Origin of the sequence: Nonomuraea africana, from assembly GCF_014873535.1 — a bacterium.
GTDB classification, from domain to species: domain Bacteria; phylum Actinomycetota; class Actinomycetes; order Streptosporangiales; family Streptosporangiaceae; genus Nonomuraea; species Nonomuraea africana.
In genome coordinates this window covers 467,385-492,191 of the sequence record NZ_JADBEF010000001.1, presented here as the reverse complement: position 1 = coordinate 492,191, position 24,807 = coordinate 467,385, and the positions used below count along the sequence as shown (strand labels likewise).

The 24,807-nt window shown below is 68.3% G+C and carries 27 protein-coding genes and 1 pseudogene; 16 read left to right on the top strand and 12 right to left on the bottom strand.

Annotated elements, in window-relative coordinates:
* Positions 1-7 precede the first annotated feature (7 nt).
* Positions 8-511, bottom strand: coding sequence for a cupin domain-containing protein (locus H4W81_RS02245; RefSeq protein ID WP_192773234.1), 504 nt, complete (start codon positions 509-511; stop codon positions 8-10).
* A 279-nt stretch (positions 512-790) separates the two neighbouring features.
* Complete coding sequence (locus H4W81_RS02240) at positions 791-1,741, bottom strand: alpha/beta hydrolase (protein ID WP_318781474.1); 951 nt, start codon at positions 1,739-1,741, stop codon at positions 791-793.
* Between the two features lie 213 nt (positions 1,742-1,954).
* Between H4W81_RS02240 and H4W81_RS02235 the strand changes: the two genes are divergently transcribed.
* The 7 genes and pseudogenes from H4W81_RS02235 to H4W81_RS49835 form a co-directional block, all read left to right on the top strand.
* Positions 1,955-2,299 (top strand): SRPBCC family protein, encoded by a 345-nt coding sequence (locus H4W81_RS02235; protein WP_225958418.1) that lies wholly within the window; start codon positions 1,955-1,957, stop codon positions 2,297-2,299.
* Positions 2,300-2,642: 343 nt separating this feature from the next.
* Positions 2,643-2,819, top strand: coding sequence for a hypothetical protein (locus H4W81_RS02230; RefSeq protein WP_192773233.1), 177 nt, complete (start codon positions 2,643-2,645; stop codon positions 2,817-2,819).
* Entirely contained in the window at positions 2,816-3,643 is an 828-nt protein-coding gene (locus H4W81_RS02225; RefSeq protein WP_192773232.1) for a Bax inhibitor-1/YccA family protein, read from the top strand. The genes H4W81_RS02230 and H4W81_RS02225 overlap by 4 nt, the downstream gene beginning before the upstream one ends.
* Positions 3,644-4,360: 717 nt before the next feature.
* Positions 4,361-5,164: a dihydrofolate reductase family protein gene (locus H4W81_RS02215; protein ID WP_225958417.1), complete on the top strand. Its 804-nt coding sequence runs from the start codon at positions 4,361-4,363 to the stop codon at positions 5,162-5,164.
* Positions 5,130-5,849: an IS5 family transposase gene (locus H4W81_RS49840; protein WP_420538709.1), complete on the top strand. Its 720-nt coding sequence runs from the start codon at positions 5,130-5,132 to the stop codon at positions 5,847-5,849. The genes H4W81_RS02215 and H4W81_RS49840 overlap by 35 nt, the downstream gene beginning before the upstream one ends.
* A gap of 65 nt (positions 5,850-5,914) precedes the next feature.
* Positions 5,915-6,277 (top strand): hypothetical protein, encoded by a 363-nt coding sequence (locus tag H4W81_RS02205; protein ID WP_192773231.1) that lies wholly within the window; start codon positions 5,915-5,917, stop codon positions 6,275-6,277.
* 246 nt (positions 6,278-6,523) lie between these two features.
* A pseudogene (locus H4W81_RS49835) lies at positions 6,524-6,670 on the top strand (CGNR zinc finger domain-containing protein); the annotation flags it as partial.
* Positions 6,671-6,727: 57 nt separating this feature from the next.
* Here the strand turns inward: H4W81_RS49835 and H4W81_RS02200 are convergent.
* From H4W81_RS02200 to H4W81_RS02175, 5 genes are all read right to left on the bottom strand, one after another.
* Positions 6,728-7,675, bottom strand: coding sequence for an alpha/beta fold hydrolase (locus tag H4W81_RS02200; RefSeq protein ID WP_192773230.1), 948 nt, complete (start codon positions 7,673-7,675; stop codon positions 6,728-6,730).
* A gap of 62 nt (positions 7,676-7,737) precedes the next feature.
* Positions 7,738-8,022: a hypothetical protein gene (locus tag H4W81_RS02195; RefSeq protein WP_192781456.1), complete on the bottom strand. Its 285-nt coding sequence runs from the start codon at positions 8,020-8,022 to the stop codon at positions 7,738-7,740.
* Positions 8,023-8,384: 362 nt separating this feature from the next.
* Positions 8,385-9,818, bottom strand: a complete 1,434-nt coding sequence (locus tag H4W81_RS02185) for a dihydrolipoyl dehydrogenase family protein (RefSeq protein WP_318781473.1) — start codon at positions 9,816-9,818, stop codon at positions 8,385-8,387.
* Between the two features lie 60 nt (positions 9,819-9,878).
* Positions 9,879-10,325 carry a VOC family protein gene (locus tag H4W81_RS02180; RefSeq protein ID WP_192773228.1) on the bottom strand — a complete coding sequence of 149 codons (447 nt, stop codon included), beginning with the start codon at positions 10,323-10,325 and terminating at the stop codon, positions 9,879-9,881.
* Between the two features lie 8 nt (positions 10,326-10,333).
* The gene (locus tag H4W81_RS02175) at positions 10,334-11,131 is read right to left on the bottom strand and encodes an alpha/beta fold hydrolase (RefSeq protein WP_192773227.1); all 798 of its coding nucleotides are present in this window, start codon (positions 11,129-11,131) and stop codon (positions 10,334-10,336) included.
* 185 nt (positions 11,132-11,316) lie between these two features.
* Between H4W81_RS02175 and H4W81_RS46645 the strand changes: the two genes are divergently transcribed.
* The 3 genes from H4W81_RS46645 to H4W81_RS02165 all read left to right on the top strand — a co-directional run bounded on the left by H4W81_RS46645 (position 11,317) and on the right by H4W81_RS02165 (position 15,726).
* Positions 11,317-11,778 (top strand): tannase/feruloyl esterase family alpha/beta hydrolase, encoded by a 462-nt coding sequence (locus H4W81_RS46645; protein ID WP_225958416.1) that lies wholly within the window; start codon positions 11,317-11,319, stop codon positions 11,776-11,778.
* Positions 11,757-12,917: a tannase/feruloyl esterase family alpha/beta hydrolase gene (locus tag H4W81_RS02170; protein WP_318782488.1), complete on the top strand. Its 1,161-nt coding sequence runs from the start codon at positions 11,757-11,759 to the stop codon at positions 12,915-12,917. Before H4W81_RS46645 ends, H4W81_RS02170 begins: the two co-directional genes overlap by 22 nt.
* A gap of 148 nt (positions 12,918-13,065) precedes the next feature.
* Entirely contained in the window at positions 13,066-15,726 is a 2,661-nt protein-coding gene (locus tag H4W81_RS02165; protein WP_318781472.1) for an ATP-binding protein, read from the top strand.
* 56 nt (positions 15,727-15,782) lie between these two features.
* On the opposite strand, the gene H4W81_RS02160 is transcribed toward H4W81_RS02165, so the two are convergent.
* The gene (locus tag H4W81_RS02160) at positions 15,783-16,088 is read right to left on the bottom strand and encodes an alpha/beta fold hydrolase (RefSeq protein ID WP_225958415.1); all 306 of its coding nucleotides are present in this window, start codon (positions 16,086-16,088) and stop codon (positions 15,783-15,785) included.
* Between H4W81_RS02160 and H4W81_RS02155 the strand changes: the two genes are divergently transcribed.
* The 6 genes from H4W81_RS02155 to H4W81_RS02135 all read left to right on the top strand — a co-directional run bounded on the left by H4W81_RS02155 (position 16,087) and on the right by H4W81_RS02135 (position 20,911).
* Positions 16,087-16,455, top strand: a complete 369-nt coding sequence (locus tag H4W81_RS02155) for a hypothetical protein (RefSeq protein ID WP_192781455.1) — start codon at positions 16,087-16,089, stop codon at positions 16,453-16,455. The genes H4W81_RS02160 and H4W81_RS02155 overlap by 2 nt on opposite strands.
* Positions 16,456-16,646: 191 nt before the next feature.
* Positions 16,647-17,072 carry an organic hydroperoxide resistance protein gene (locus tag H4W81_RS02150; RefSeq protein ID WP_192773225.1) on the top strand — a complete coding sequence of 142 codons (426 nt, stop codon included), beginning with the start codon at positions 16,647-16,649 and terminating at the stop codon, positions 17,070-17,072.
* 376 nt (positions 17,073-17,448) lie between these two features.
* A complete protein-coding gene (locus H4W81_RS02145) occupies positions 17,449-17,778 on the top strand; it encodes an ATP-binding protein (protein WP_192773224.1) in 330 nt (109 codons plus the stop codon).
* Between the two features lie 41 nt (positions 17,779-17,819).
* Positions 17,820-19,496 (top strand): ATP-binding protein, encoded by a 1,677-nt coding sequence (locus H4W81_RS02140; protein WP_192773223.1) that lies wholly within the window; start codon positions 17,820-17,822, stop codon positions 19,494-19,496.
* On the top strand, positions 19,486-20,328 hold the full coding sequence (locus H4W81_RS46640; RefSeq protein WP_225958414.1) for a hypothetical protein: 843 nt from the start codon (positions 19,486-19,488) through the stop codon (positions 20,326-20,328). The genes H4W81_RS02140 and H4W81_RS46640 overlap by 11 nt, the downstream gene beginning before the upstream one ends.
* Position 20,329: 1 nt before the next feature.
* Positions 20,330-20,911 (top strand): CGNR zinc finger domain-containing protein, encoded by a 582-nt coding sequence (locus H4W81_RS02135; RefSeq protein WP_318781469.1) that lies wholly within the window; start codon positions 20,330-20,332, stop codon positions 20,909-20,911.
* A 126-nt stretch (positions 20,912-21,037) separates the two neighbouring features.
* Here H4W81_RS02135 and H4W81_RS02130 read toward each other — a convergent pair whose 3' ends face one another.
* The 4 genes from H4W81_RS02130 to H4W81_RS48300 all read right to left on the bottom strand — a co-directional run bounded on the left by H4W81_RS02130 (position 21,038) and on the right by H4W81_RS48300 (position 24,745).
* The gene (locus H4W81_RS02130; protein WP_192773221.1) at positions 21,038-22,096 is read right to left on the bottom strand and encodes an alpha/beta fold hydrolase; all 1,059 of its coding nucleotides are present in this window, start codon (positions 22,094-22,096) and stop codon (positions 21,038-21,040) included.
* 437 nt (positions 22,097-22,533) lie between these two features.
* A complete protein-coding gene (locus H4W81_RS02125) occupies positions 22,534-23,088 on the bottom strand; it encodes a DUF308 domain-containing protein (protein WP_192773220.1) in 555 nt (184 codons plus the stop codon).
* A 32-nt stretch (positions 23,089-23,120) separates the two neighbouring features.
* Entirely contained in the window at positions 23,121-24,005 is an 885-nt protein-coding gene (locus H4W81_RS48305) for a tannase/feruloyl esterase family alpha/beta hydrolase (protein ID WP_264083128.1), read from the bottom strand.
* Positions 24,002-24,745, bottom strand: coding sequence for a tannase/feruloyl esterase family alpha/beta hydrolase (locus H4W81_RS48300; RefSeq protein WP_264083127.1), 744 nt, complete (start codon positions 24,743-24,745; stop codon positions 24,002-24,004). The genes H4W81_RS48305 and H4W81_RS48300 overlap by 4 nt, the downstream gene beginning before the upstream one ends.
* Positions 24,746-24,807 lie beyond the last annotated feature (62 nt).

Below are 24,807 nucleotides of genomic sequence, written 5' to 3'. Positions count from 1 at the left end.
CCGGGTCTCACCCCTGCCAGTCCGGACCCAGGCTCGCGGGTGTGGCGCCGGGCGGGCCGAGGATGACATCCCCGAACTCCTCGGTCACGGCCTGGAACAGCTTGAGGTCCCACTCGGTGTCGGCTGTGGCCAGATGAGCGGGTGTCCCGGTGCGGCGGATGAGCTCGGCGAATCGGGCGGGAGAGGTGATCGTCAGGGTACGCGCCCCGTGCGAACCTGCCTTGATGGTGTGCGGTGTATTCATCGGGACGCGGTAGAAGTCGCCCGGGCGCAAGGTGTAGGTGTCAGCTCCCGACCACACGGTCAGCGCGCCCTCGACGATCCAGAGACGTTCTTCGTAGCCGGTGTGTAGGTGCAGTGGTGTGCCCGCACCGGGCGGCAGGGTGACGTCGGAGATGTCGTGACGCCCGCCGGTCTCCTCCCCGGACGTGAGAATCGTGAGACTCAGGTGCTGTCCAAGGACGAACCGGCGGTCCTGGGAAGCGGGCAGTGGGGAGGGGAAGTCGCTCATGTGGTGACTCCTATCAGTTGAGTGTCGGTCTCTCGGTGTGGTCAGTCCGGTTCTCGGCTTGGAACATCCAGCTCTGTTTCTCCGGATCGGCTGTCAGGTCGATCAGCAGGCGCCTGGTGAGGGTTAGGCGCGGACGGAGGGAAACGCGCCCTACACGATTCAGTGCGTCAGCTGGCCACCAGGGACAGGTCGGGCAGAGCGACGAGGATTGTCTACAGCGCGGGTTCCGCGATCTGGCCGTTTTGATCTGGCTGCGGGGCGGTGATGACGGTCTTGGAGTTAGACCGGCGCCGTCGTGGTCAGGTTGGTGGTGAAAAAGTCAGTGAGCCTGTCGACCGCGGAGTCGATGTACTCCTTCTTGTCGTAGAGGTCAATGTGGCTCGCCTCTTTGATCCAGTGGATCTCCTTGCGGCCGACGGCGCGCTGGTGCGCCTCGATAGCCATCCAGGCGGTGACGGCGCGCTCACCGATAATCTGGAGAAGGGGCCGCGTGCCAATCAGGGGAATGGCGTGGAAGGCGTCGCTGGAGGCCATCTTGTCGATGCTCTCCCAGGCCAGGGTTTTGGCCGAACGTTCGTGTTCGCCGCGGGGAGTGCAGTAGTACTCGAAGCCCTCGATACCGTGTGCGCCGCCAAGCGCGCCAGCCTGTTCGGCGGTGTCCGGGAACATGGTCATCGCGCCGGGGTCCTCCCCGCGTGCGGCGGCGAGCAGGGATTGAAAAACGGCCGGATCCTGGGTGCCGTCGGCCCCCAGCCGGAACTGGCGGGCGGGTTCGGCCGTGGAGACAGTGGCTACAGCCCTGACGCGATGGTCGCCGCCGGTGGCGGCCAGCGAGTAGCTGCCGGAGGCGCAGATGCCGAGCAGACCGATCCGATCCGGTGCGACCTCCTCAAGGGTGGTGAGGTAGGAGACGGCCGCTTTGAAGTCCTCCACCCGTTGTGCGGGATCCTCCAGACCACGGGGCAGTCCATATGACTCGCCTTGGTAGGCGGCGTCGAAGGCCAGAACGACGAATCCACGCTCAGCCATCAGCTGCGCATAGGTGCCAGACGTCTGTTCCTTCACTCCGGTGCCGGGGTGGCCTACGACGAGCGCCGGCCATGGACCTGCGGCCGGGGTGTCGGGGTATACAGATGAGCGGCGATTCGGATGCCACCGCTGAGAAAAGTGACGTTGGTCCTGGCCATGAGACCTCTCTACTGCTCCGGGTTGCGTCTGTCCTTCGTGCACCAACTCTGCGCTGCGGCGCCGCGACTCACATCAGTCAAATGACGGCGCTTTCCTGCGATCTAGAACACAGACATAACCGTCTTGACGGGTGACGCACGCTCATGGAAATCTCCCGTCACCAGTCAGACCGGTTGCCTTCTCAGCTAAGGAGCTCCCACGGCAGTCATACGTTTTCACCTTGTATCTGCACTCAGCCCGAACGAGGTGTTGAGGGTGCTGACCGACTTCAGTCCCTCTCGCGCCGATGCCTGGCCCACGATCGACGCCGGGTACTTCAAGGTCCATTCTGTTGGCGCCACCGTCGCCCCCTGGGAACGCGCGCGCTATGAGTGGGAACCGGACGGTGACACGGTCACCATCACCACCCTCGACTCCAAGCTCTTCGGGGCCGGTGGTGGCTGGATCTTCACGATGACCCCCGAATCCGGCGGCACCCGAGTCAACGTGGAGCCGACCCGGCGGCCGAGCACGCTCAAGGGCACGTTCGCCGCCCTACTGCCCCTGGTGGCTCCGTCGTCCCTGCGGAAGTCTCTATTGGGCCCTCTGCAGGCCAAGTGACCCAGTGCGCTCAGGGCTTTTGACCGTCATGTGACCGATGCGCTGATCCTCCCTCCCGGCGAAGGGTGGAGGCACGGATCTCATCCCACGGAGGGGAACTCTCCGCCGTGAACCGTGACCAGCACCATGGCGGCGCGTTCGGCGCCCGAACGCATACCGCCGCTACATCTGGATCTCGACCAGATGCTTGATGAATTCACCCAGCAGCCGAAGCGGGCGAAGGTCTGGCTCGCCCCAGCGATGGCAGCCGCGATCACGGTCAGATTCCGGGCGGAACAGGCCCGGTCTCGCCAAGCGCATCGGCCAGCGGCCGTCCTCCTGACTGCTCCTGAAGTCCGAAGCGGTGCAGGCGCTGTTCGAGGTGCTCACCGAACAACTGACGGAGTGGCGGGAGGACGGCTTCCTCAGGGACCTGCTCGACCTGGCGCAAATCTCAGCCCGACCGGCGAAAGAGTTCAGCCCGACTGATCAACCATCCACACCAGCCGCAGATGCGGCGGACAGAGGAGAAATGACATGAAGAGCAGCAACCCGATCCTCTCCCGATGGCGCCCTGGCCCATCGGACTCGTATCAGCGCGACCCGGTGAACACCGCTGCAGGCGACTACGGGACCAGCCCCCATGCCTCCCCCGCCGACACTGGTCGGCAGGTCAGGTCAGCCTCGCTGACTATGAACGACGTCATCACCCGGACCGCGTCAACCCTTGGCGTCGTGGCCCTGATGGCCGTGCTGTCCTGGCTGCTACTGCCCGTCGACGAGGCGAACCTCGGCCGCTCCTATGGAATCGCCGTGGCCGCAGCGCTCATCGCCTTTGTCTTGTCGATCATTCAGGCAGTCAAACCGACTCCGGCTCCGGCGTTGATCCTCGGGTATGCGGCATTCGAGGGTGTATTTCTCGGGGTGTTCTCCAGCGCTGTCTCGACGCACATTGCGCCGGGTGTGGTCGGTCAGGCAGTGCTTGGCACCTTCGCAGTGTCCGCAGGTACGCTCATCGCCTACCGTATGCGCTGGATCCGGGTCACTCAGCGGTTCGCGGGCTTCGTCGGCGCCGCAACGATGGGTTTCCTGCTGTTGCTGATCGCCGACGCCCTTTTCTCCGCATTCGGCGCGGGGAACGGCCTCGGTTTCCACAGCGGGGGCCTCGGTATTGTCTTCGGTCTCGTCGGCATCGTGCTCGGCGCAGCTTTCCTCGCTCTGGACTTCAAGCAGGTCGAGGATGCCATCGCCCACGGCGCGCCGCCGAAGGCGGCCTGGCTCGCCGCTTTCGGTCTCACCACGACCCTGGTGTGGATCTACCTGGAGGTGCTGCAGGTATTGACGATCTTCAAGAGCGACAATTGATCACATGGGTACCGGAGACATGGGCGTGGCGGGCGAAGACGACGTTGCGCGGGAGAATCCGGATTCGCGGCGTCAACGTCACACTCGCCTTCCCCGTCTGTTCAGGGCAGAGGATCCAGCTATGCCCTGAACACCTCCGCGGTCACTTCATGTCCGACTCCGCCATTGTCTGCTCGAACCCCTCGCCCTCCTGGCCCCAACGACACTCCGCTCTTCCGCGGTTGTCCGTAAGCGTGGCCCCTGGCCGTACGGGCCTGGTCGCTCCCCATGGTTTCGGCGAGGGGCACCGCACCACCATCGGTGTCGACTGGGACATCGAGGAGCGACACCCGCGCCAGCTCGACCGTCTGGGTCTGGCCGCCTCACGCTCAACCGCAGCCTGAGCGCCATCAGCTGTGGGCTAGGAGTTGTCTTCAAATGTCAGCCCACGTCAGGAGTGATGCGAGGGTGACAGCGGCTTGGTAGGACTCGGCGGTCTTGTCGTGGAGGGTGGCGATCCCTCGCCACTGTTTCAAGCGGTTGAAGCAGCGTTCGACGACGTTGCGCCGTTTGTAGAGCTGCTTGTCGAAGGCCGGAGGGCGCGGGTATCGACCGCCGGGTCGGTCCGTGTCTGCTCGGTCGAACGGTCCGGGATGCGGCGATGAGTTTGGGGCGTCCGTCTGGTCTGTCTGTGTAGCGGGTGCTTTCGCGCCGGCACGACGAGCGAAGGAGCTCCAGATGTTCGACATCGAACCGCAACGGGCCGCCGGCAAGGTCCTCTTTCACTTCAGCATGTCGCTGGACGGGTTCGTGGCGGGCCCGGACCATGCCATGGACTGGCTGAGCGGGGTCACCGGCCGCGACGGCGTGGAAGAGGAGTACATCGAGACCACCGGCGCGGTCCTGGGCGGGCGGAACGGCTGGGACCGCGACCCGAGCGCCCGACCCTACAGCGAGGACTGGAACGGCCCGATCTTCATCCTCACCCACCACCCCGAAGACGCCACGCACGCCGACGGCGTCACGTTCCTGAACTGCGACGTGGCCGAGGCAGTACGCATCGGCCTGGAGGCCGCCGACGGCAAGAACCTCGAAGTCCTCTCCCCGACGATTGGCCGCCAACTGCTCGAACTCGGCCTGATCGATGAAATCGACCTGCACATTGCACCGAGCCTGCTCGGTGATGGCATCCGGCTCTTCGACCGGCGGCCGGCCGATCCGGCTGCGACACGCCCACGGCTCACAACCCTTTGCCGAGGTCGATGTGCGCTACCACCCCGTTGCAGAAGCGTAGGAACCGAGGCGGCCTCGACCGGGCCGTTCAGGTTTGGCTGCCGCCGGGGGTGGCTGGGCGGTGTCTTTCAAATGATCTCGACTGGTGGATCATGGCCGGTGATACGTCACCATGAACTGTCGGATGCCGAGTGGGAGTTCGTCCGTCCGCTGCTGCCCGAGTCGTTGCAGGGCAGGAAGCGGTTGGACGGCCGCACGGTTCTCAACGGGGATCGTGTGGAAGTTCCGTACCGGGACCGCTTGGCGTGACGTGCCCGAGCAGTACGGCCCGTGGGCCACGCTGCACACCCGCTTTCGTCGATGGGCTCTGGACGGCACGTTCGAGCGGATACTCCAGGCTGCCCAGGCGAGGGTGGACGAGGCTGGGGACATCGACTGGCTCGTGTCGGTCGACTCCACCGTCGTCCGCGCCCACCAACATGCTGCGGGGGCCCGAAAAGGGGCCCCGCAGCCCCGCACTCGGACGCTCCCGAGGTGGGCTGACCAGCAAAATTCACCTGGCCTGCGATGCCCTGGGGCGTCCGCTCGCTTCCACCCCTCACGGGCGGGGAACACCGACGACTGCACGCAGTTCACCGCCGCGATGGACGCGATACGGGTGCCCCGCCCCGGTCCGGGAAGGCCGCGCATCCGTCCCGACCACGTCATCGGCGACAAGAGCTACAGCTCCAAAACGATCCGGGCCTGGCTCAGGCGGCGGGGCGTCGGCCACACCATTCCGGAATGGTCCGACCAGATCCGCAACCGGCGCCGGCGCGGCCACCGCGACGGGCGCCCTCCCGGCCTTCGACAAGCAGCTCTACAAACGGCGCAACGTCGTCGAACGCTGCTTCAACCGCTTGAAACAGTGGCGAGGGATCGCCACCCTCCACGACAAGACCGCCGAGTCCTACCAAGCCGCTGTCACCCTCGCATCACTCCTTATGTGGGCTGACATTTGAAGACAACTCCTAGATCGCCTCCCCGGACCTCGCCGCCCAACTATTCAGGTGTCCCGATGTGCTGCTGATCGGCGGCCCACGAATAACCGCCGCCATGGGCATCAGCCCCCAGCCTGTACGCGACATTCGGCGACAAGAGGCGGCTGTTCGAGGAGGCGGCGCCATAGGCGCGGACCATCTGATGCGGCATCCCGTCGGCCTGGTACTCATCTACCAAACGAGCGAATACCCGCTTGGCTGTGTGCCGCTGCTTGCGCGGCGCATCCAGATCAGCCCGCAGCATCCCGTCGATCAACGGCTTGAACCTCCCAGCCGGCTCGCCCGCGGCGCCATCCCCTTCTTCGGCTCCGGCTACGGCTGGCGCAACGCCTCAGCCATCGTGTTCCGGCGTGTGTCACCAGCATTTCATCACTCAGAGTAACGATCCATTACTCGCATTGAGAGCCCTCAGGTGGCCCTGGAATTCGCTGCACGGCTCCAGCCTCACCGAGCGCCACAGCGCCGCTGACCGGCATCCGGCTCCCGGAGTCACCTACAGAGCCACCGCCTGGATGAGGAGTTCGACTGCGACGCACTCGCCCTCCTTAACAGGACCGCACGCGAAGTCCCAGCAACTGCGCAGCCGGGAACTGCAGGCCAGCGCTCCGAGGCGTTCCCCTGTCAGGCCTTGGCCACCGTCGCCCGACAGGCCGTCGAACTGCTCGGCAATCCGGAGGTTCTCCTGCTGAAGGCGTGCGGCAACCCCGAGTGCAAACGCGCGTACGCAGACCGTTCCCCCGCTAGCATGCGCCGCCAATGGTGCGGTATGGATTCCTGCGGCAGTCAGCTAATGCCGCCGCACACTGACTTCAGGGCCGGCCCGAAAGCGGAGTCACCTCGGTGCCTGTCCGGTGCTGTCCTCCACCGCCCCATCCTGGGGGACCGCAGTCTCCGCGACAAATCGGCGGACCGCGTCGGCGAACAGCTCGGGCTCCTCCACATGCCCCAGATGGCCGCTGTTCTCCAGAATCAGCAGGCGTGAATCGGGGATCAGCTCGGCCAGTTCAAGCCCCCAGCGCACACCGCAGATCACGTCGTGCCTGCCCACGATCACCAGTGCCGGCACCCTCAGGTCCTTGAGAGCAGCGCGATCATCGACGGTATCGGGAACGAGATCCTCCTCCAAACCGGAAATGTACGTGGCCCGAATCGCGCCCCGGAGCGGGCCGTACCGTTCCTCGTTGCCCCAGAAGTCGGCGAAGTACGACGGCAGCACGCCCTTGGCGACCGCCTCGGCTTGCTCGTCGTTGCAGATGCCCGACATCGCCCCGAATGCGGCCAGCACACCGGGCAGCCCTGGGTGGTGGGCGTGCTTCGCTGCGAATGCCTCCACCATGCGACCCGCCTCGGCGCCATGTTCCGGGCCGGTGACGGGAGCGCCCTCATACAGCACAACGCCTGCCAACTGCTCGGAGCAGTACAGGGCGTGGTAGGCGGCGACGAAGGCACCATGCGAGTGCCCCAGCAGATGCGCCTTCGGGACACCGAGCCGGGTGATGAGCTCTCTCAAGAGACTGCTGTAGCGCTCCCGTGTGTACCCGTGCGGGTGCGAGGGCAGGTGATTGTCCTTGGCGGTGCCGATGGGCTCGATGTACACCATGGTCAGGTGTTCTTCAAGGGCCGGCATCCGCATGTAGTCCCAGAAGATGCCGGGCCCCCCGGAGTGGGCCACGCACACGGGGCCTCGCCCGTGGACGTGATACCGCTGGACAAGACCGGCCACGATGTAGGTATGGGTGCCTGGGGAGAGCGGATCGGCGTGCGTCGTCGATGAGTTCATCGGGAGCTCCAAGGGTGTGCGTCGCTGATCCGGACACGGTGTCCGGTGGGTCGATGAGTCCGTCAGAAGTCTGGAGAGGCGTAGCGGAGGACGAATTCGTGGTTGGGATCGCGGTCGCCGTTGGGGTCCGGCGGAGGAGCCGCAGGGGGGGTGGCGATCGTGTCCTCCAGTCGGACTGGCTCGGGGAGATGGGTGAAGCGGCCGAAGCTGTTGAAGGCGGCCATGTGGTGGGCGTACCAATCGGGCCAGTTGGAACCGAGGTCTGGGCCGGAGTCGGAAGCGTGGGCTTTGGCGGCGCGGCGGAGTGCATGGGCCAGGGCGTGGACGGAGTCGAAGGTCACTTTCACGGGGGCTCCAATCAGGCGCGGATGAGAGGGTCGATGCGGAGGCCGTCCGGGGTGCGAGAGACGTCGGCGCGGTGGCGGTGGCGGGCAGTGCCACGGCAGCGGGCAGCGACCCGGACGGGCCAGGCGTCTGCTCGGATACGGGGGTGGTCCAGGGGAGCGCCGCATCTCGTGCAGCGGGTTTCGGCGGCGACCGTCTCATAGACGATTTCGATCAGCCATCTCTCCGCGTGGACCGGAGGCTCGTACCAGTTCCGTTCGATCCCTTGCCAGCCTGTCGTGTCGAAGGCTCCGCTCATGTAGGCCATGAGGGTCCATGGCGCGAAGAACCACTCCATATTCGTGCTCTCTTCTCTGAACCGGTCTCAGCGCCCACTACGCAGGGATGCGGGAGTGTCCCGGTAGGTTTCGAGGAGCCGGAGCCAGACCTCGCTGAGCGTGGGAAAGGCCGGGACGGCGTGCCAGAGGCGGTCAAGTGGGATCTCGCCGGTGATCGCGAATGTCGCAGACTGGAGAAGTTCAGCGACTCCCCGACCGGCGAAGGTCGCGCCGAGGACGGTGCCGCGTGCGGGGTCGAGGAGGATGCGGGCGCGGCCCCGATATCCGGGGCTGTGCTGATGAGCGCCGGCGACGCCGCCGAGGTCGTAGTCGACGATGTCGACATCGCGGCCCAGGCGTGCGGCGTCGTCGGTGGTGAGACCGACGGAGGCGATTTCGGGGTCGGTGAAGAGGACCTGCGGGACGGCGGCGTGGTCGGCGGTTCCGGTGTGGCGGCTCCACTGGCTGCGGTCAAGGGGGTGGTTGCGGGCGCGGTCGGTGATGACCGTGCCGGCGATCCTCGCTTGGTACTTGCCTTGGTGGGTGAGGAGGGCGCGCTGGTTGACGTCCCCGACGGCGTAAAGCCAATTGCCGGGGATGCCGGGCACAGTGTAGGTGTCGTCGCTCGACAGCCAGGTGCCGGGGCGCAGGCCGACGGTCTCCAGGCCGAGGTCGTCAGTGCGCGGGGCGCGGCCGGTCGCCAGCAGGAGTTCGTCGGTGTGGAGCACCTCTCCGTCGGACAATACGAGGCGGATGTCCGTGGCGCGGGTTGCGGCGGTGAGGGTTGTGTCGAACCGCAGGTCGACGCCCGAGGCGCGGAGCTCGTCGGTGACCAGGCCGGCGGCGAAACGTTCCATCCGGGGAAGCAGCCCGGATTCCCGGACGACGAGGGTGACACGCGAGCCGAGGGCCTGCCAGGCAGTGGCCATCTCAACTGCGACGACGCCCCCGCCGATGATGGCCAGCCGTGGCGGGACCCGGGTGGCGGTGGTGGCTTCGCGGCTGGTCCAGGGACGCAGGGCGGCGAGGTCCGGCAGCGGTGGGATGGCGGCCCGGGTTCCGGTGCAGATGGCCACGGCGTGCCGGGCGGACAGTCGCAGGATGGCGCCGTCGGCACCGGTCACATCCACGGTCCGTGGCCCGGACAGCCGTCCGTGCCCGCGGATCAGGGTGATGCCCGCCTGCTCCAGCCATTGCACCTGGGGCTGGTCGTTCCAGCCGCTGGACATTCGATCGCGATGCCGCAGGACGGCCTCGACGTCCAGCGGGCCAGGGTTGATGCCGGGCATGCCACCTGCCTCGGCGTGCAGCAGTACCGGCCGTAGCAGCGCCTTGCTGGGTTCGCAGGCCCAGTAGGAGCATTCTCCGCCGACCAGTTCGGCTTCCACGATGACGGTGCTCAACCCGGCGGCGGCCGTCCGGTCGGCAACATTCTCACCAACCGGTCCGGCACCGATGACGACGACGTCGAAAATGCGCACAGGATCTCCAAAAGTGGACAGGGAGGGCGGGTGGTTCCGCCCTCCCGTGGGGACAGCGGTCTAGCGGCCGGGAGCGCGCTGGGTGACCTCCTGGAGGAACCACTGGTTCCCGTCGGGGTCATGGAAGGAGGCGAACGAGCCGTAACTGGCACGCTCGGGATGGAACCCGGGCACCCGTTCGGCGTCGCCGGGGTGGTGGAAGACCCCTGACTCGTCGCGGAACGGCCCGCTCGCCGTCACACCACGGGCGGCGAGGTCCTTGAGGGTGGCTTCGAGGTCGGTGACGATCAGATGCGGGCCCAGGTAGGTGCCCGGAGCCGTCGGGGTCAGCCCGTCACCGAAGATGATCGAGCAAGCCGAGCCCGGCGGGGTCACCTGGATGACGCGGTAGCCGTCGCGGACGGGGAAGTCCGCGTCGAGCCGGAATCCGAGCGTTTCGGTGTAGAAGGCCTTCGCGCGGTCCACGTCGGACACCGGCACGATGACGACCTCGAGTTTCCAGTCCATGATGTTCCTCAGCGGGTTGCGCGGGCAGCGGCTTCGATGACGTCGATGACGACGCCGGGGTGCGAGACGGCGACCGCGTGGGACGCGGCGACCTCGGTGATGTGGGCGTTGGCCCGTCGAGCCATGAACCGCTGGGCGGCCGCGGGGATGTTGAGGTCCTTGGTGGTGATGACGTCCCAGCTCGGCTTCTCCCGCCAGGCAGGGGCCGGTGCCTTCTCCTCCAGCGCGGACTGCGCGACCGGGCGTTGGGATGCGGCCATCAGCGCTGCCTGACGGGCAGGGACGTCAGCCGCGAACTGGTGGTGGAAGGCATCCTGCCGGATGTACAGGTCGGGGCCATCGGGACCGTTAACCGTCTCAAGGGCGTCGGGCAGGGTTGAACCGGGGAATTTGGTGCTCAAGCCGAGTGCGCTTTCGCCGGATTCCGGCAGGAAGGCCGCCACGTAGACGAGGGCCTTGACCTTGCTGTTTCCGGTGCCAGCCGCGCTGATGACGCTGCCGCCGTACGAGTGACCGACGAGGATGACGGGCCCGTCGATGTGGGCAATCAAGCCGCGCAGCGCGGCGGCATCGGAGGCGACGCTGCGCAGTGGGTTGGCGGCGGCAACCACCGGGTAGCCGTCGCGGCGCAGGCCGGCGATGACGCGGTTCCAGCTGGAGCCGTCGGCGAATGCGCCGTGTTCCAGGACGATGGTCGGCTTCGGCGTCCGGCCGGCCGAGTCTGCCATGGCGGCGACGGGAAAAACGCCGACGGCAACGACCGTCGCGGCGGCCACGGCGAAAAGTCGTCTGTACCGGGTGTTCATGGAGTTCACCTTCCGAGTTGGCGGTGCGGACGCTCCCACCTTCGGCCGCCCCCGGGTCGCGCACATCGGTCATCTGACGGTGAGTCAGACGACGCCGGAACGACCGAGCGTCAGGTGACCGATGCGCGGTGAACAGGGCGGCGGCGACAGTGAGGGCCGCCAGCCGTACTCCCCTAGGAGAGATCATGAAACGAAGGTTCCTGCTGATCGCGACGGCCGCCGTAGCGGCCGCGACCGCCGTCTATGCACCGGTCAGCGCCGCGAGCCTCACCGTGTCCACCCCGTCCGAATGCTCCCCCATCCCTGTCGAAGCCCCGGCCGGCGCGGAGGTGGAGTCGGTGACCGCGGTGAGCCGGCCGGCGGGCACGTTTCAAGTGCCCGGGGTGCCGCCCCTCGGCGGTTTCCCGGTGCCGGACGTTCCCGCGCGCTGCGAGGTGACCGTCACCCTCACCCACGGGGGCGATCACGCCAGGGTTCGGGTCTGGCTGCCGGACACCGGGTGGAATGGCCGCTTCCAGGCTGCGGGCGGCAGCGCTTATGCCGCGGGTGACAACGGCGCGGCCCTGTCCACGGGTGTCAAGCAGGGTTATGCGATGGCCACTACGGACGCGGGGGTCGGCGACGCATCGACACCAGCTGGGCGCTGAAGGACGGCCGGATCGACCAGACACTGCTGACGAACTTCGCCGACCGGTCCCAACATGAACTGGCGCTCGTCGGCAAGCAGGTCATCGCCGCCGTCTATGGCAAGGCCGCGTCTTACTCCTACTGGAACGGCTGCTCAACCGGCGGCCGCCAGGGCTTCATGGAGGCCCAGCGCTACCCGAATGACTTCGACGGGATCCTCGCCAACGCGCCCGGCATCAACTGGAACCAGTTCGAGATCGCCACGCTCTGGCCGCAGGTGGTGATGAATGAGCGTAAGACCTACCCGACGTCGTGCGAGTTCGGCGCCTTCAACGCGGCGGCGCTGCGGGCCTGCGACGGCCGCGACGGCCTCCGCGACGGCCTCCGCGACGGCCTCGTCAGCGGTGCCTGCGATTACGACCCGCGCAGACTGATCGGTAAGAAGATCGTGTGCGACGGCAAAGAGGTCACGATCACTGCGGCGGACGCGGCCGTGGTCGGCGCGATCTGGGACGGACCGCGCACTCGAAGCGGCAAGCGTCTCTGGTACGGGCTGCCGGTCGGCGCGTCCTTTGACTTTCTCGCCGCGAGCGCGCCGGACGAGTCCGGCGCCGTTCACGGTGTTCCGTTCCTCGTCCCCGCAGCCTGGGCCGCGACCTTCGTGAAGAAGAACCCGGAGTACGACACATCCAAGCTCACCTACTCGAAGTTCGAAGAGCTCTTTCGGCAGGCCCGAACCGCTTACGACGATGTCATCGGCACCCGTGACGCCGACCTGTCGGCGTTCCGCGACGCCGGCGGCAAGCTCCTCACCTGGCACGGCACCCGCGACCAGCTGATTCCCACGGAGGGCACGGTCGATTACCGGCGGCGTGTGGAGCGCGCGACCGGAGGTGACGTCGATGACTTCTTCCGGCTGTTCCTGGCGCCGGGTACCGAGCACTGCGGCCTGAGCGGGGGCCAGGCCGACGATCTCGCCGCGCTGATCGCCTGGGTGGAGCACGGCCGGCCTCCGGCCACTCTCTCCGCCACCCTGACGACCGCATCCGGCGAGCGAGTTCACCGCAACCTGTGCCGCTACCCGCTGGTTTCCCGCTCTGTGGGCCAGACCAGGGGATTCCGTTGTGTCCCGGCCGGGCGGATGACCCACCCGGCCTGACCCCGTGAGCGCCGGGCCCGTACTGGGCCCGGCGCAGACCCGTGCCCCCGGGGGAGCAGGCCAGGGGTACTCCCTGGGGCTCTGGGACCTCCGGCTGAGCGAAGCTGATTGCCCAGTAGGCCACGGAGGAGAACGGGGAGTCAGCGAAGTGATCATCGGCAGGGGGCGTGAGCGGGCGGAGATCTCCGGCATGGTGGAGTCCACCGCTGGCCGGGTACTCGTCGTGCGGGGCGAGGCGGGAGTGGGCAAGAGCGCTCTGCTCGAGGAAGCGTCGGAACTGGCCATCCGGGACGGCCACCTCGTGAGCCGGATCACCGGGGTCGAGGCCGAGTCCGAACTGCCCTATTCCGGGCTGCACCAGTTGGTCTACCAGTTGCTCCCGCTGAACGACGACAGCCGCACGGTGCTCGACGCGATCACGGGGCGGCGAGCCGATGATCCCCCTTCGGTGATGACACTCGGCATCGCGGTGCTCGAACTGCTGTCGGACATCGCCACGCGACGTCCTCTGCTGATGATCCTCGATGACGGCCAGTGGCTCGACGATTCCAGCGCCGACGTCTTCGGCTTCGTCGGGCGCCGGATCGGGAGCATCCCGGTGAAGCTGTTGGTCGCCATCAGGGACGAGGTCGTCTCCCGGTTCGACAGGGCCGTGCTGCCCGAGATATCGATCGGCCCGCTCACCGACGAGGACGCGGTGCGCCTGCTCGACCAGCACCACCCGTCCTTGGACGAGCGAGTGCGCCGATGGGTGCTGGACCAGGCGCTCGGCAACCCCCTCGCGCTGCTGGAACTACCGTCCCAGGCCGGCGATGCGGGGCCGCCACGGAGGCTGCACCACTTGTACGGCTCCCGCATTGCCGCGCTCAATGACCCGGCCCGTCTGGAGCTGTTGATGGGCGCGCTCGACGGTGTCGGGACCCGGCCGGGCGACGGCGGGCCGAAGCCACGCCACCGGATGCGGAACATCGACCAGGCAGTGGCGTGCGGCCTGCTGGACGCGGAACCGATCACCGGAGACGTCACCTTCCGGCATCCGCTGGTCCGGTCGAGTGTCGTGCAGATGGCAACCCCCGAGCAGTGCCGGGCGGCGCATCGCACGTTCGCGGACATCCACCGAGACGACCTCGAACGGCGTGCGATGCATCTGGCCGCGGCCTACGTCGCACCCGACGAGGAGGTCGCCCGGGCGCTGGAGGCCGCGGCCGATTCGGCGATCCGCCGTGGCGGCGCCATCACCGCCGTTGGCTGGCTGACCCGTGCAGCCGAACTGAGCGAGGACGCTGTAGAACGGGCCCGGCGGCTCAACTACGCGACGTTCCTGTCCGGATACGCGGCCCGCTTCGGCGGCGAACCTTCCCCTGTCCATCTCACCTCCGGGCCGGACGCAGCCGTCAATGCCATCCACCAGGCATTCTTCGAGGACGGCGACGTGCGCACCGCCCACCGGCAGGTGATGGCGGCGATCGAAGGCCGGGACGGTGAGCCCACTGAAAACCTTGCCCGCATGCAAGCCCTCCTGCTCGCGGTCAACCAGTACGCCGCCGACCCGGCCCTGTGGAACGAGGCTCATGAGACGCTCGCGTCCCTCGGCGACCTCGTCAGCGAGCAGACACAGATCTATGGCAACACCTGGAGCGACGTGGTCCTGCACGGGCTTGGCTGGGCCGGACCTCTGGAGCGGGCCGCGGCGAACCTGCGCGACCGGGAGCCCTGGGATGTCACCCGCCTGGCCATCTCGGCATACCACCTCGATATCGCCAGCCAGTACCGACCTCATCTGGAACGCGTCGTAGACCGCGAACTGGAGACCGGCACCGTGTTCAGCGGAATGCTCATGCTGACCGTCATCATGCTGGATCAGATGGGGTCCGGCGACTGGGACGCTGCCGTGCGGACTGGAGAACGGGCCCTCGCTCTGGAGATCAAGCACGGTCGCCATCTGCTCGCCCACCAGACACGCGCCTATCTGGCGCAGCTCGCGGCGCTGCGCGGCCAAGCCGCTCGGGCCCTCGAACTGCGGGCTGAGGTCGAAGCCTGGGCCCGCCCGCGCGGGATCGGTCTTCTCACCGACCTCACCGACTCGGTTGCCGTGACGGTCGCGTTGAGCGCAGGCGACTATGAGGCCGCGTACCGCCATGCCGTCGACATCACATCACCGGGGACGTTCCGGACCTATTGCGCCCCGGCATCACGAACCCTCCTCGACCTCATCGAGGCGGCCCTGGCCACCGGCCGCACCGAACAAGCTCGCCGCCACGCCCTCGCCGCCCGCGACGCTGGCTTCGCCGATATCTCCCCGCGCCTGGCCCTGACCAGCTACGGCGCGCTCGCGATGACAGCGGGATCCGAGCGGGAGGCCGCCGAGATGTTCGCGCGCGCCACATCCCATCCGGCGGCCGTGCGGTTCCCGTTCGAAACGGCGCGGATCCAGCTGGCCCATGGGGTCCGCCTGCGCCACGCCCGCGAACGCACCGCTGCCCGGCCGCTCCTCGCCCAAGCTGCCGAGACTTTCGAACGGCTCGGTGCCGCCGCATGGGCCGAGCGAGCCGGCACCGAACTGCGGATTGTCGGAGCAGCGCCGATGGTCTCCACTCCGCATCTGTCGCTGACCTGGCAGGAACAGCGGATCGCCGACCTCGCCGCCAGCGGCCTCACCAACAAGGAGATCGGCACGCGGCTACGCTTGTCACCGCGTACCGTCAGCTCCCACCTGTACCGCATCTTCCCGAAACTGGGAGTCACCACCCGTGCCGCCCTCCGGGACGCCATGAACCGCCCTGACCGCGTCGCGGCGTCGAACGGTTGATGCGCCGAACACGCCCCTCCGCCAGGGCGACATGGCCTTCACCGCCACACGAACGTTCAGCTCCTCACGAACTCCAGCAGTGCTCCGTTGAACGTCTCCTCGAACGCACCGACCAGACCATGCGGGCCTTCCGGGACGACCTTCAACGTCGCCTGCGGAAGAAGCTCGACCGTCTTGAGCGCCGACGCCGCGATCGGCACGATCTGGTCATCCTCACCATGCACGACCAGCACCGGGATGTCGATCTTCGGCAGCTCGGCGGTGAAGTCCGTCTCGGAGAACTGCTTGACGCAGTCCAGCGCAGCCGGCAACCCCGTAGCCATGCCCTGCAACCAGAACTCCCGACGCTTGCCCTCCGACATGGTCGCGCCGGGACGGTTGAATGGCGGGCTGACCGGGGTGGGTCTGGGGTTCCTGCTCATCCTGGGGCTCGTCGAGGGCGCGATCGAGGTTCAGAACAGCGGCCAGGCAAACGAGCTGCTGAATGCCGTCGGCTTCCAGGACCAGTGGGCGGTGCTCAGGAACGCCGAGGACGACAAGCCTCTCTACGACGGCCGCTGGATGATGCTGCTGGGCGAGAGCGACGGGACATACGTCCTGTACGACTGCGACAAGCTGGAGACGTTTCGCAGGCCGATGGAGACCACCAATCTGGGTCGGATCGAGCTTCAGCCCGCGCGGGAGGCGGACTTCACCTGCGGCGGGCTGGCGCAGCAGGAAGCCTCCTAGGCGGCCGGCTCTGCACGGCGAGCCGTACCCGACCGGCTTGTCCCCGACCTTCGCCCCGGACTGACCGGTTGGCACGAGAAGCTCGCGTCGTCACCAGTTTGACAGGTGATGATTCGGGCTGCCAGTCTCGTCACCAGCTAAACGGGTGACGCCAACCGGGGCGCGCTCGCAAGGGAGGGAAGGGGACAGCCATGGCTGCCAGCTACACCGCCGTCGTCACAGTGACAGGAGAGGGTCGCAACGGGGGTCGCGTCTCAGCCGCCGACGGTCTCCTTGACACCAGCCTCGCCATCCCCAAGGAGTTCGGCGGGGCCGGGGATGCCACGAACCCCGAGCAGTTGTTCGCCGCCGGCTGGGGTGCCTGCTTCCTCGGAGCAGTGAGAAGGGCGGCTGCGGAGCGCAAGGTCCGGCTCACCAGCACGAGCATCACCGTCGAGGCGACCCTGAACCACGGCGACGACGGCGAGTTCGGCCTCGCCGCCGTGCTCAACCTCGAGCTGGGCGGGGTTGACCAGCAGACCGCCGAGGAACTCGGCGCGGCTGCCCACCGGATCTGCCCCTACTCCAAGGCCACCCGCGGCAACATTCCAGTCACCATCTGGGCCGCCGCCATCTGATTCGCCGTCGTGGCATTCCGCCCGGCGGGCTTCATCACGAAGGGGAGCCGAACCATGAAAGTGCTGTCAGTGGCCGTGCTCGTTCTGGCCGTCGCCCTCGCCTGCTTCGCTCAGGTCTGGTGAACGGGCCCTGCCGTACTCGCGGAAGGCGCGTTGCCGTATCGCGGTCCCTCACGGGTCAGCGTGCGGATCACCACCCTCCGCACAGAACTCGCCAGCCCACGTAGGTCGAGCTAGGAGTGTCAGGCCCATGCCGCTGTTCGGACGGGAAGCCGACCCGATCCGGGCGAGCCTGAGCGCGCTGCTTGTCCAGCAGCGCGACGCCCTGGCCAGCGCGTTGGGCCTTGCGGAATAGGCCGAGCCCAGCATCTATCAGGTGGGCCTGGCCGTACTGAGCCTGCTGGCCGAGGCGGCAGCCGTACGACCGGTGCTGGTCGTCGCCGACGACATGCACTGGCTAGACCACTCCAGCGCCGACGTCCTCGCCTTCGTGGCGCGCCGGATCGAGTCCGAGCCCGTCGTCATGGTCGCAACGCTCCGGGACGGCGAGCGCTCGCACATACGGGACGCCGGGCTGACCCCGATGCCGCTCGACCGACTCTCCGGCGAGGTCGCCGGCGAACTCCTGGATTCGATCGCCCCCGGCCTCACCCCAGCGGTCCGGGTGCGGCTGCTGAGGAGGCCGCCGGGAACCCGCTGGCGCTGACCGAGCTGCCCGCGACTCAGTCGCTGAGCGATCGCCCGGGCGTGCCGGGCACGGTGCTGCCGCTGAGCGCGCGTCTTGAGCGAGCGTTCACCGCCCGGGTCACTGGCTTGCCAGCTGCGGCCTGTACCGCCCTGCTGGTCGCGGCGCTCGGCCAGAGCGATTCGGTCGCGGAAACCCTCGCGGCCACCGGCCTGATCCTGGGCGCGACGGCCGAGCCGGAGATCCTCGCACCGGCCGCCGAAGTCCGGTTGATCGAGCTGGCCATCGACACGGTGACGTTCCGTCACCCGCTGATGCGGTCGGCCATCGCGGCGGCCTCGACGTTCGCCGAGCGCCGACAGGCTCACCTGGCTCTTGCCGAGACACTGCGAGAACAGCCGGACCGGCGGGCCTGGCACTGGGCCGTCGCGACGCCCGGCACCGACGAAGGCGTGGCGGCCGAGCTGGACAGCACGGCCGACCGGGCCCGCCGCCGGGGCGGGGTCGCCGCCGCAATCGCGGCGCTGGAGCAGGCGGCCCGGCTGAGCGAAAGACAGGACAGCAAGGCGTTCAGATTGCTGAGCGCGGCCGAACTCGCGGTCGAATCCGGCAGCCGCACCACGGCCGAGCGTCTGGTGCGCGACGCACAGGTCCTCGACCTCCCGCCGCGTCGCCGGGCCACCACCGCATGGCTTCTCAGCAGCTTCGAGGACGGCGTGCGCGAGGACATCTCCCGCGTGCCTGAGCTGGCCGAGCTCGCCGCGTCAGTGGCCGCCGACGGGGAGGTGGAGCCCGCGATCCGGATCCTGTGGGGCGCCGCTATGCGCTGCTTCTGGTCCGAACCGGGTCCGGTCGCGCGCCGCGCGCTGCTGGAGGTGGCCGACCGCCTGCCCGTTCCCGCCGACGACCCGCGCATGGTCGCGATCACGGCGTACGTTGCGCCGTTCGAGCGAGGCGACCTCGCGCTCGTTCGGCTGCGCGCACTGGCCGGCGCGACCGGGACCACCACCCCGGAGATCGATCGCTACCTGGGCAGCGCGGCCCTGCAGGTCGGGGCGTTCGACCTGGCTGCCCGCTTCGCCACGGCAGCCGCGCCCGGCTTGCGCGCCCAGGGGAGGCTCGGGCTACTCCCCCGGGCGTTGGCCGTCCAGGCGTGGTTCCAGGCCCGGCTCGGTGACGTGGCCACGGCTCTCCCGGTCGCGGCCGAGGCGGCCAAGCTCGCCCAGGAGACCTGGCAGCCGTTCATGTACGGGCTGGCCACGGCCGTCCAGGCGGAGATCGCCGCGTTGACGGGCGACCACGAGCGGGCCACGGGGCTCGCAAATGAGGCCGAACGCATCGCGCTTCCCGCCGGAGCCCGTCCCGTCCTGGCCACCGTCCGGCTCACGCGTGGGCTCACGGCCTTGGGCGAGGAGCGATTCGACGACGCATTCGCCGCCCTGAGCAGGATGCTCGACCCCGCCGACCCCGCCTACCAGCTTGCCCTTCGCGCGTACTGTCTTGCCGAACTCACCGAGGCTGCCGTTCGTGCAGGCCGTACCGACGCCATGCGCGAGATCGCCGACGAAGGCGCATCGATCGGCATTGCACGTGTGCGCCCATGCCCGGCACACCACCGAGGACCTTCTCAGAGCGGTAGTACCGGGAGGTCAGGCAGCGGAGCTGTTCGACTGGCTCCGGACACAGCCGTACGTCGAGACCGCCGACCCCGGCCTAGAGATCAACGGCGTGCTGTGTGAGTCCCTCGACCACGACCTGCGATGGCGGGACCCCGTCGGTTACGAGCGAATGCACCGGCAAATCTGCCACTACGCCCTGGATCGGCTGCTGCGCGACGCCCAAGACCCACGCGCGTGCATGGCGGTCATGCGGACCATCGGCCATCTGCGCCGACGCGGCGGGATCGTGCACCGGTACATCTCGCGGGGAGATGGGGAGGATCTGCGGGCGTCCAGAGCGAATCCAGCTGACCACGACGAACTCGTCGCCCTGACACGCGAGACGCACGGCGAGGTCACGGCCGCGTCCGTCCGGTTCTGGCTGGGCCGTCAGCCGGAGGCCTTCTCCCTGCTCCGGTGCCGCAGGAGCGACCGGCTGCGCGCCTTCACAAGCAGACTGACCCTGCGGGCACCGGAGCGAGAAGAGCTGGAGAACGACCCTGTCATCGCGGAGATCTGGCACGACGTGGGCCGGCGCATGAGCGTGCCCCCCGCGGCGCACATCGCGATCGCGCGGCATCTGGTCGGCCCGGACTTCAAGGACCTCGCGACCGGGCCGTCTCCCGTCACGGACGTCTTCCTGGCACGGATGTTGCACTCCTGGCTGCACGAACCGGCTACGGCAGCCTCGTACCTCGTCGTCACGGACGGCCGATGGTGGCGGCCGTTGATGGAGCACATGGGCCAGTACGAAGTGGCGTGCGCTGGTCATCCGGATGCGATCTTCGGGCACGACTGGCTGGCCGACCCGCCGAAGGTCTGGCGGGACCGCCACCTGGACGAGGAGCTGTGGGCGGAACGGCACCCGATCCTCTTCGATTGCGCCACGCAAAGTCACCTGTCAAACTGGTGACGTGAAACATGTGTTTCTGTGCGGCGACCCCGCCCTCGACCTCGCCTGCACGCTCCGCGCGCGCCGCACGGAGCGCGTCGAAACGCTTGACGCCCCCGGCCGGCTCGACGCCTGGTTCCTGGAGTCCGGCGTCGTCGACGCCATATCTCGCTCCCGGGACGCGGACCTGATTCAGGCGGTGGCGCTTCGCGAGGCCATCTACGCGCTGGTCACCGCCCGGATCGCCGACGCCGAATACGACGACGAGGCGCTCGGCCTGGTGAACGCGACAGCCCGCAAGCCCCCGGCGGAACCCCAGCTCACGGCCAAGGGCCGGTGGGTCGAGGCGACCCCCGTGCAAGCGCTCTCTACCGTGGCCCGGCATGCCATCGAACTGCTCAGCGGGCCGGACGTGCCGCTGATGAAGGAGTGCGCCAACCCCGAGTGCACCAAGATCTTCATCGACCGGTCGCGGGGCGGGCGCCGGGAATGGTGTGGCATGGAATCGTGCGGCAACAAGGTCAAAGCGGCTGCCTATCGGGCGCGCAGGAAGGAAGCCCAGGCGGCTGCTCCAGTGACGACGACATTTCCGGGTGAAGCCTGAGGTTAAGGCCAGAGGTGCCCGCCACATCGCCTGCCCGGTTCGGAAGATGGCCCCGGGAAACGGACCGGCCCAAGAGGCCGGCACCACGTCCCGGGCCGACTCAACGATCGTCCCCGACCATGGTCACTAGAAATAGTCCACGTCGACAACGGCCTGGGCGAAGGCCGTGGGCGCTTCCTGCGGCAGGTTGTGGCCGATACCGCGAAGGAGGCGGTGTTCGTAGGCGCCGGTGAACATGTTGCGGTAGGACGAGCCGTCGCCCGGCGGCGCCGTGAAGGGGTCGCGCTCGGCGTCGAGGGTGATGGTCGGCACCTTGATGACCGGCCGTACGGCGAGCCGCTGCTCCAGACCGTTGTAACGGCGCTCCCCGTCGGCCAGGCTCAGCCGCCACCGGTAGTTGTGGATCACGATGGCGGCGTAGTCGGGGTTGTCGAAGGCCGCGGCCGTACGCTCGAAGGTGGCGTCGTCGAAGTCCCACGTCGGGGAGACCGTGTCCCAGACGAGCCGGTTCAGGTCGTGACGCTTGCTCTTGTCCTCCATGGCCTGCCGCCCCCGCTCGGTGGCGAAGTAGTACTGGTACCACCAGGCGTATTCCGCCTTCGGTGGCAGCGGGGAGAGGTTGGCCTCGAGGTTCGTGATGACGTAGCCGCTCACCGACACCAGGGCCTTGCACCGCTCGGGCCAGAGGGCGGCGATGATGTCGGCGGTGCGTGAGCCCCAGTCGAAGCCGGCGAGCACGGCCTTGTCGATCTTGAGGGCGTCCATCAGGGCGATGATGTCGAGCGCGATCGCCGACTGCTGGGCGTTGCGGAACGTCTTCGAGGACAGGAACCGCGTCGTGCCATGACCGCGCAGGTACGGCACGATCACCCGATACCCCTGCGCCGCCAGCAGCGGAGCGACGTCGACGAAGCTGTGGATGTCGTACGGCCAGCCGTGCAGGCAGATGACCACGGGCCCGCGAGCCGGGCCGGCCTCGGCGTAACCGATGTCCAGCAGCCCGGCCTTGACCTGCTTCAGCGAGGCGAAGGACGTGTGCGTGCCGGGCGTGATCGCCGGCAATGTCGGCGCCACCCCACGCGTGGCGGCGGAGGCGGCCGTGAACCCCGGCAGGCCCACCAGGGAGGCTACGCCCGCGCCAGCGGCCAGACCGAGGACCTTTCCAAAGGTACGCCTGTTCATCATGTCGAGTTCTCCAGGTGATGCGATGTGAGGCCCAGCACGCGCCGGGATGGCGCGGGGCGGCCCGAGCGCCACCGGAGGATGGCCGGCGCCGGACGGACGCCTTCACTCTCGTCGGCGGAGCGGATCGGGCACATCAGTCACTTGACGGTGAGAAGCGGGCGGCGGCACACGGTGGCATGACGACCAGGCAGACGAGTGGCGCGCGGGGTCACGGCGCGCGCCGGGGCTCTGGTCACGACCTTGTGCTTGCGACGATTAGGTCATCCGACTGTCCCTGCCGGGGCACATGCTGCCGGAGGTGCGTACAACGCGTCGACGCCGGCCACCCCGCTCACGGGGTGGCCGGCGTCTGGTGTGGGTGCCGACGACGGCGACCCCTTGCCAGGGCCGCCACGTGCGACGCGGGCTACCGGGTCATCGCCGAAGCCGGGCCACCGTCAGACAGCCCGCGACCGGGCCCGGCGGGCGCGCCAAGCCAGCAGGGCGGCCTGGACGATGAAGAACACGCCGCCGCCGGTGGCGTACACCGACAGCACGTCGAGCGACGGGGCGCCCCCCAGAGCCTGGATGTTGTAGAAGGCGCCCACGACAAAGGACAGGCCGCCCGCGATCAGCATCGGCCACTGCTGACCCAGCTCCGGGCCGCGCCGCCGCAGGCCGACAAGCACCTGGGCTGCTCCCGAGACGATCGCCCAAGCGCCGAAGACATGCAGCACCGCCGCCACCCCACTGCTCCCCGCGACTCCGACGCCTACTGCGGCCAGGGCGCTGAGCACCCCGTTGAACAGCGTGACCCGGCGCTCAGAACCGTCAGGATGCGTGCGAAGGTCGATCAGCGAGGACACCGCGTCGATCAGCGGATAGATCACCAGCAGGGCGATCGCCGCAGCGTCCAGCATGGTGTGTGCCGAGGCGAACACGGCGGCCCACACCACGGCGAGGATGCCGCGACCCAGGTAGAGCCTCAGCAGGGTAGAGGTGTTCGTGCTCATGTGAGTGGCCCTTCAAGCCGAGCGTATGGTGGTTACTTCTGGACGGGGGCGCAGTAATAGTTGCCGGCGTCGGCCGGGTCGCCGTAGCCGGAGTAGCGGGAGACGGACGGGTATAGGCACAGGTTCCGGGTGGCCGTCTTGCCGGAGGCGTCCTTGATCGAGGCGCGCAGCGTCCGCGGGGCCTTGCCCTGCTCGACCCAGGCGGTCAGGGTGCCCAAGGCGTCGGTGGGCACGGGGCCGGTGCTCGTGGCGCCGCCGCAGTGGTCCACACCCGGCGCGAGGAACAGCCGGTAGAAGTCGTCGACACGGGACGAGCCGCCCATGGCGCGCGCCACCTGCTCGCGGTATGCCACGGTGCCCTGGGTGGGGATGAGCTGGTCAGCCTGGCCGTGCCAGGTGAGGAGCTTGCCGCCGGCCCGGCGGAACGCCGACAGGTCGGGGTCGTCGGTACCGATGATCGAGTCGTACTCGGCCTGAGACTGCGCGAACAGCGTGGCGAACTCGGCGTAGGTGATCGTCGACACGTCGAAGGCGGGCTGGCGCTTCAGCCAGGTCGCGACCCAGGTGGCCGGGACCGGGAACGGCGCGCCCACCCGACTACCGTCCGGGCCGGGCTGGGTGCCGGCGAGGTCGAAGCCGGCGCCGATCGGGATGCCGGACCACAGCTTCTTGCCCAACGGCGTGCGCGGGCCGTCCCAGATCTTGCGGACCACGGTGGCGTCGGCCGCGGTGATGGTCTCCTGCTTGCCCTCGCAGGCGACCGTCGTGCCGATGAGCTTGCGCGGGTCGAAGTCGCACTTGGCGGGGTCGCCGATGAGCCCGTCGCGGGCGCCGTCGAGCGGGTCGCAAGCCTTGACGGCGGCCTGGTTGAAGGCGGCGAGTTCGCAGGGGGCGGGGAAGGTGTTCTCCACGTTCATGACCACCTGCGGCCACAGGGTGGCGACCTCGAACTCGTCCAGTTGATGGCTGGAGCGGTGGCGAGGATGCCGTCGTAGTCGCCGGGGTGGCGCTGGGCCTCCATGTAGCCCTGACGGCCCCCGGTCGAGCAGCCGTTCCAGTACGAGTAGGAGGCCGGCTTGCCGTACACCGCAGCGATGACCTGCTTGGCGACGACCGTCATCTCGTGCTGGGAGCGGTCGGCGAAGTTCTTCAGCAACTCCGTGTTCACCTCGCCCGCGCTGTTCAGTGCCCAGGTGGTGTCGATATAGGTGCCGACGCCGGCGTCGGTGGTGGCGGCGGCGTACCCGGTCTTGATCGCGCCGGCCAGCGCGGCACCGTAGTCGCCAGCGGCGAACGCGCTGCCACCAACCGCCTGGAACCGGCCGGTCCAGCTTGCCTCGGGCAGCCAGACCTGCACCTTGGCGTGATCGCCGACACCCGGGTGGGTGAGCGTGACCGTGACCGCGCAGTGGGCCGGCACTCCGGGGATCTCGATGCTGGGCAGCGGCGTCACCTCGGGGACGGTCACGGTGCCCGCCTCGCGGCGCTGCGCCGTCACAGATTCCACCGTGGTGCCCGACGGCGCCTTCACGGAGACGGACGAGCAGGTGAACGGGCCGGTGACCGGACTGCCGGTGTCCGCCGCGACGCCAGTCGGCAGGAAGATCGCCGCCGCCAGCGGCACACCGGCCGCCAAACTGGTCAGAACGCGTTTCATGTTTCTCCAATTGCTGACATGGGGTTCGCGGTGTCCCTCATCGTTCGCCTGCGGCCGACACC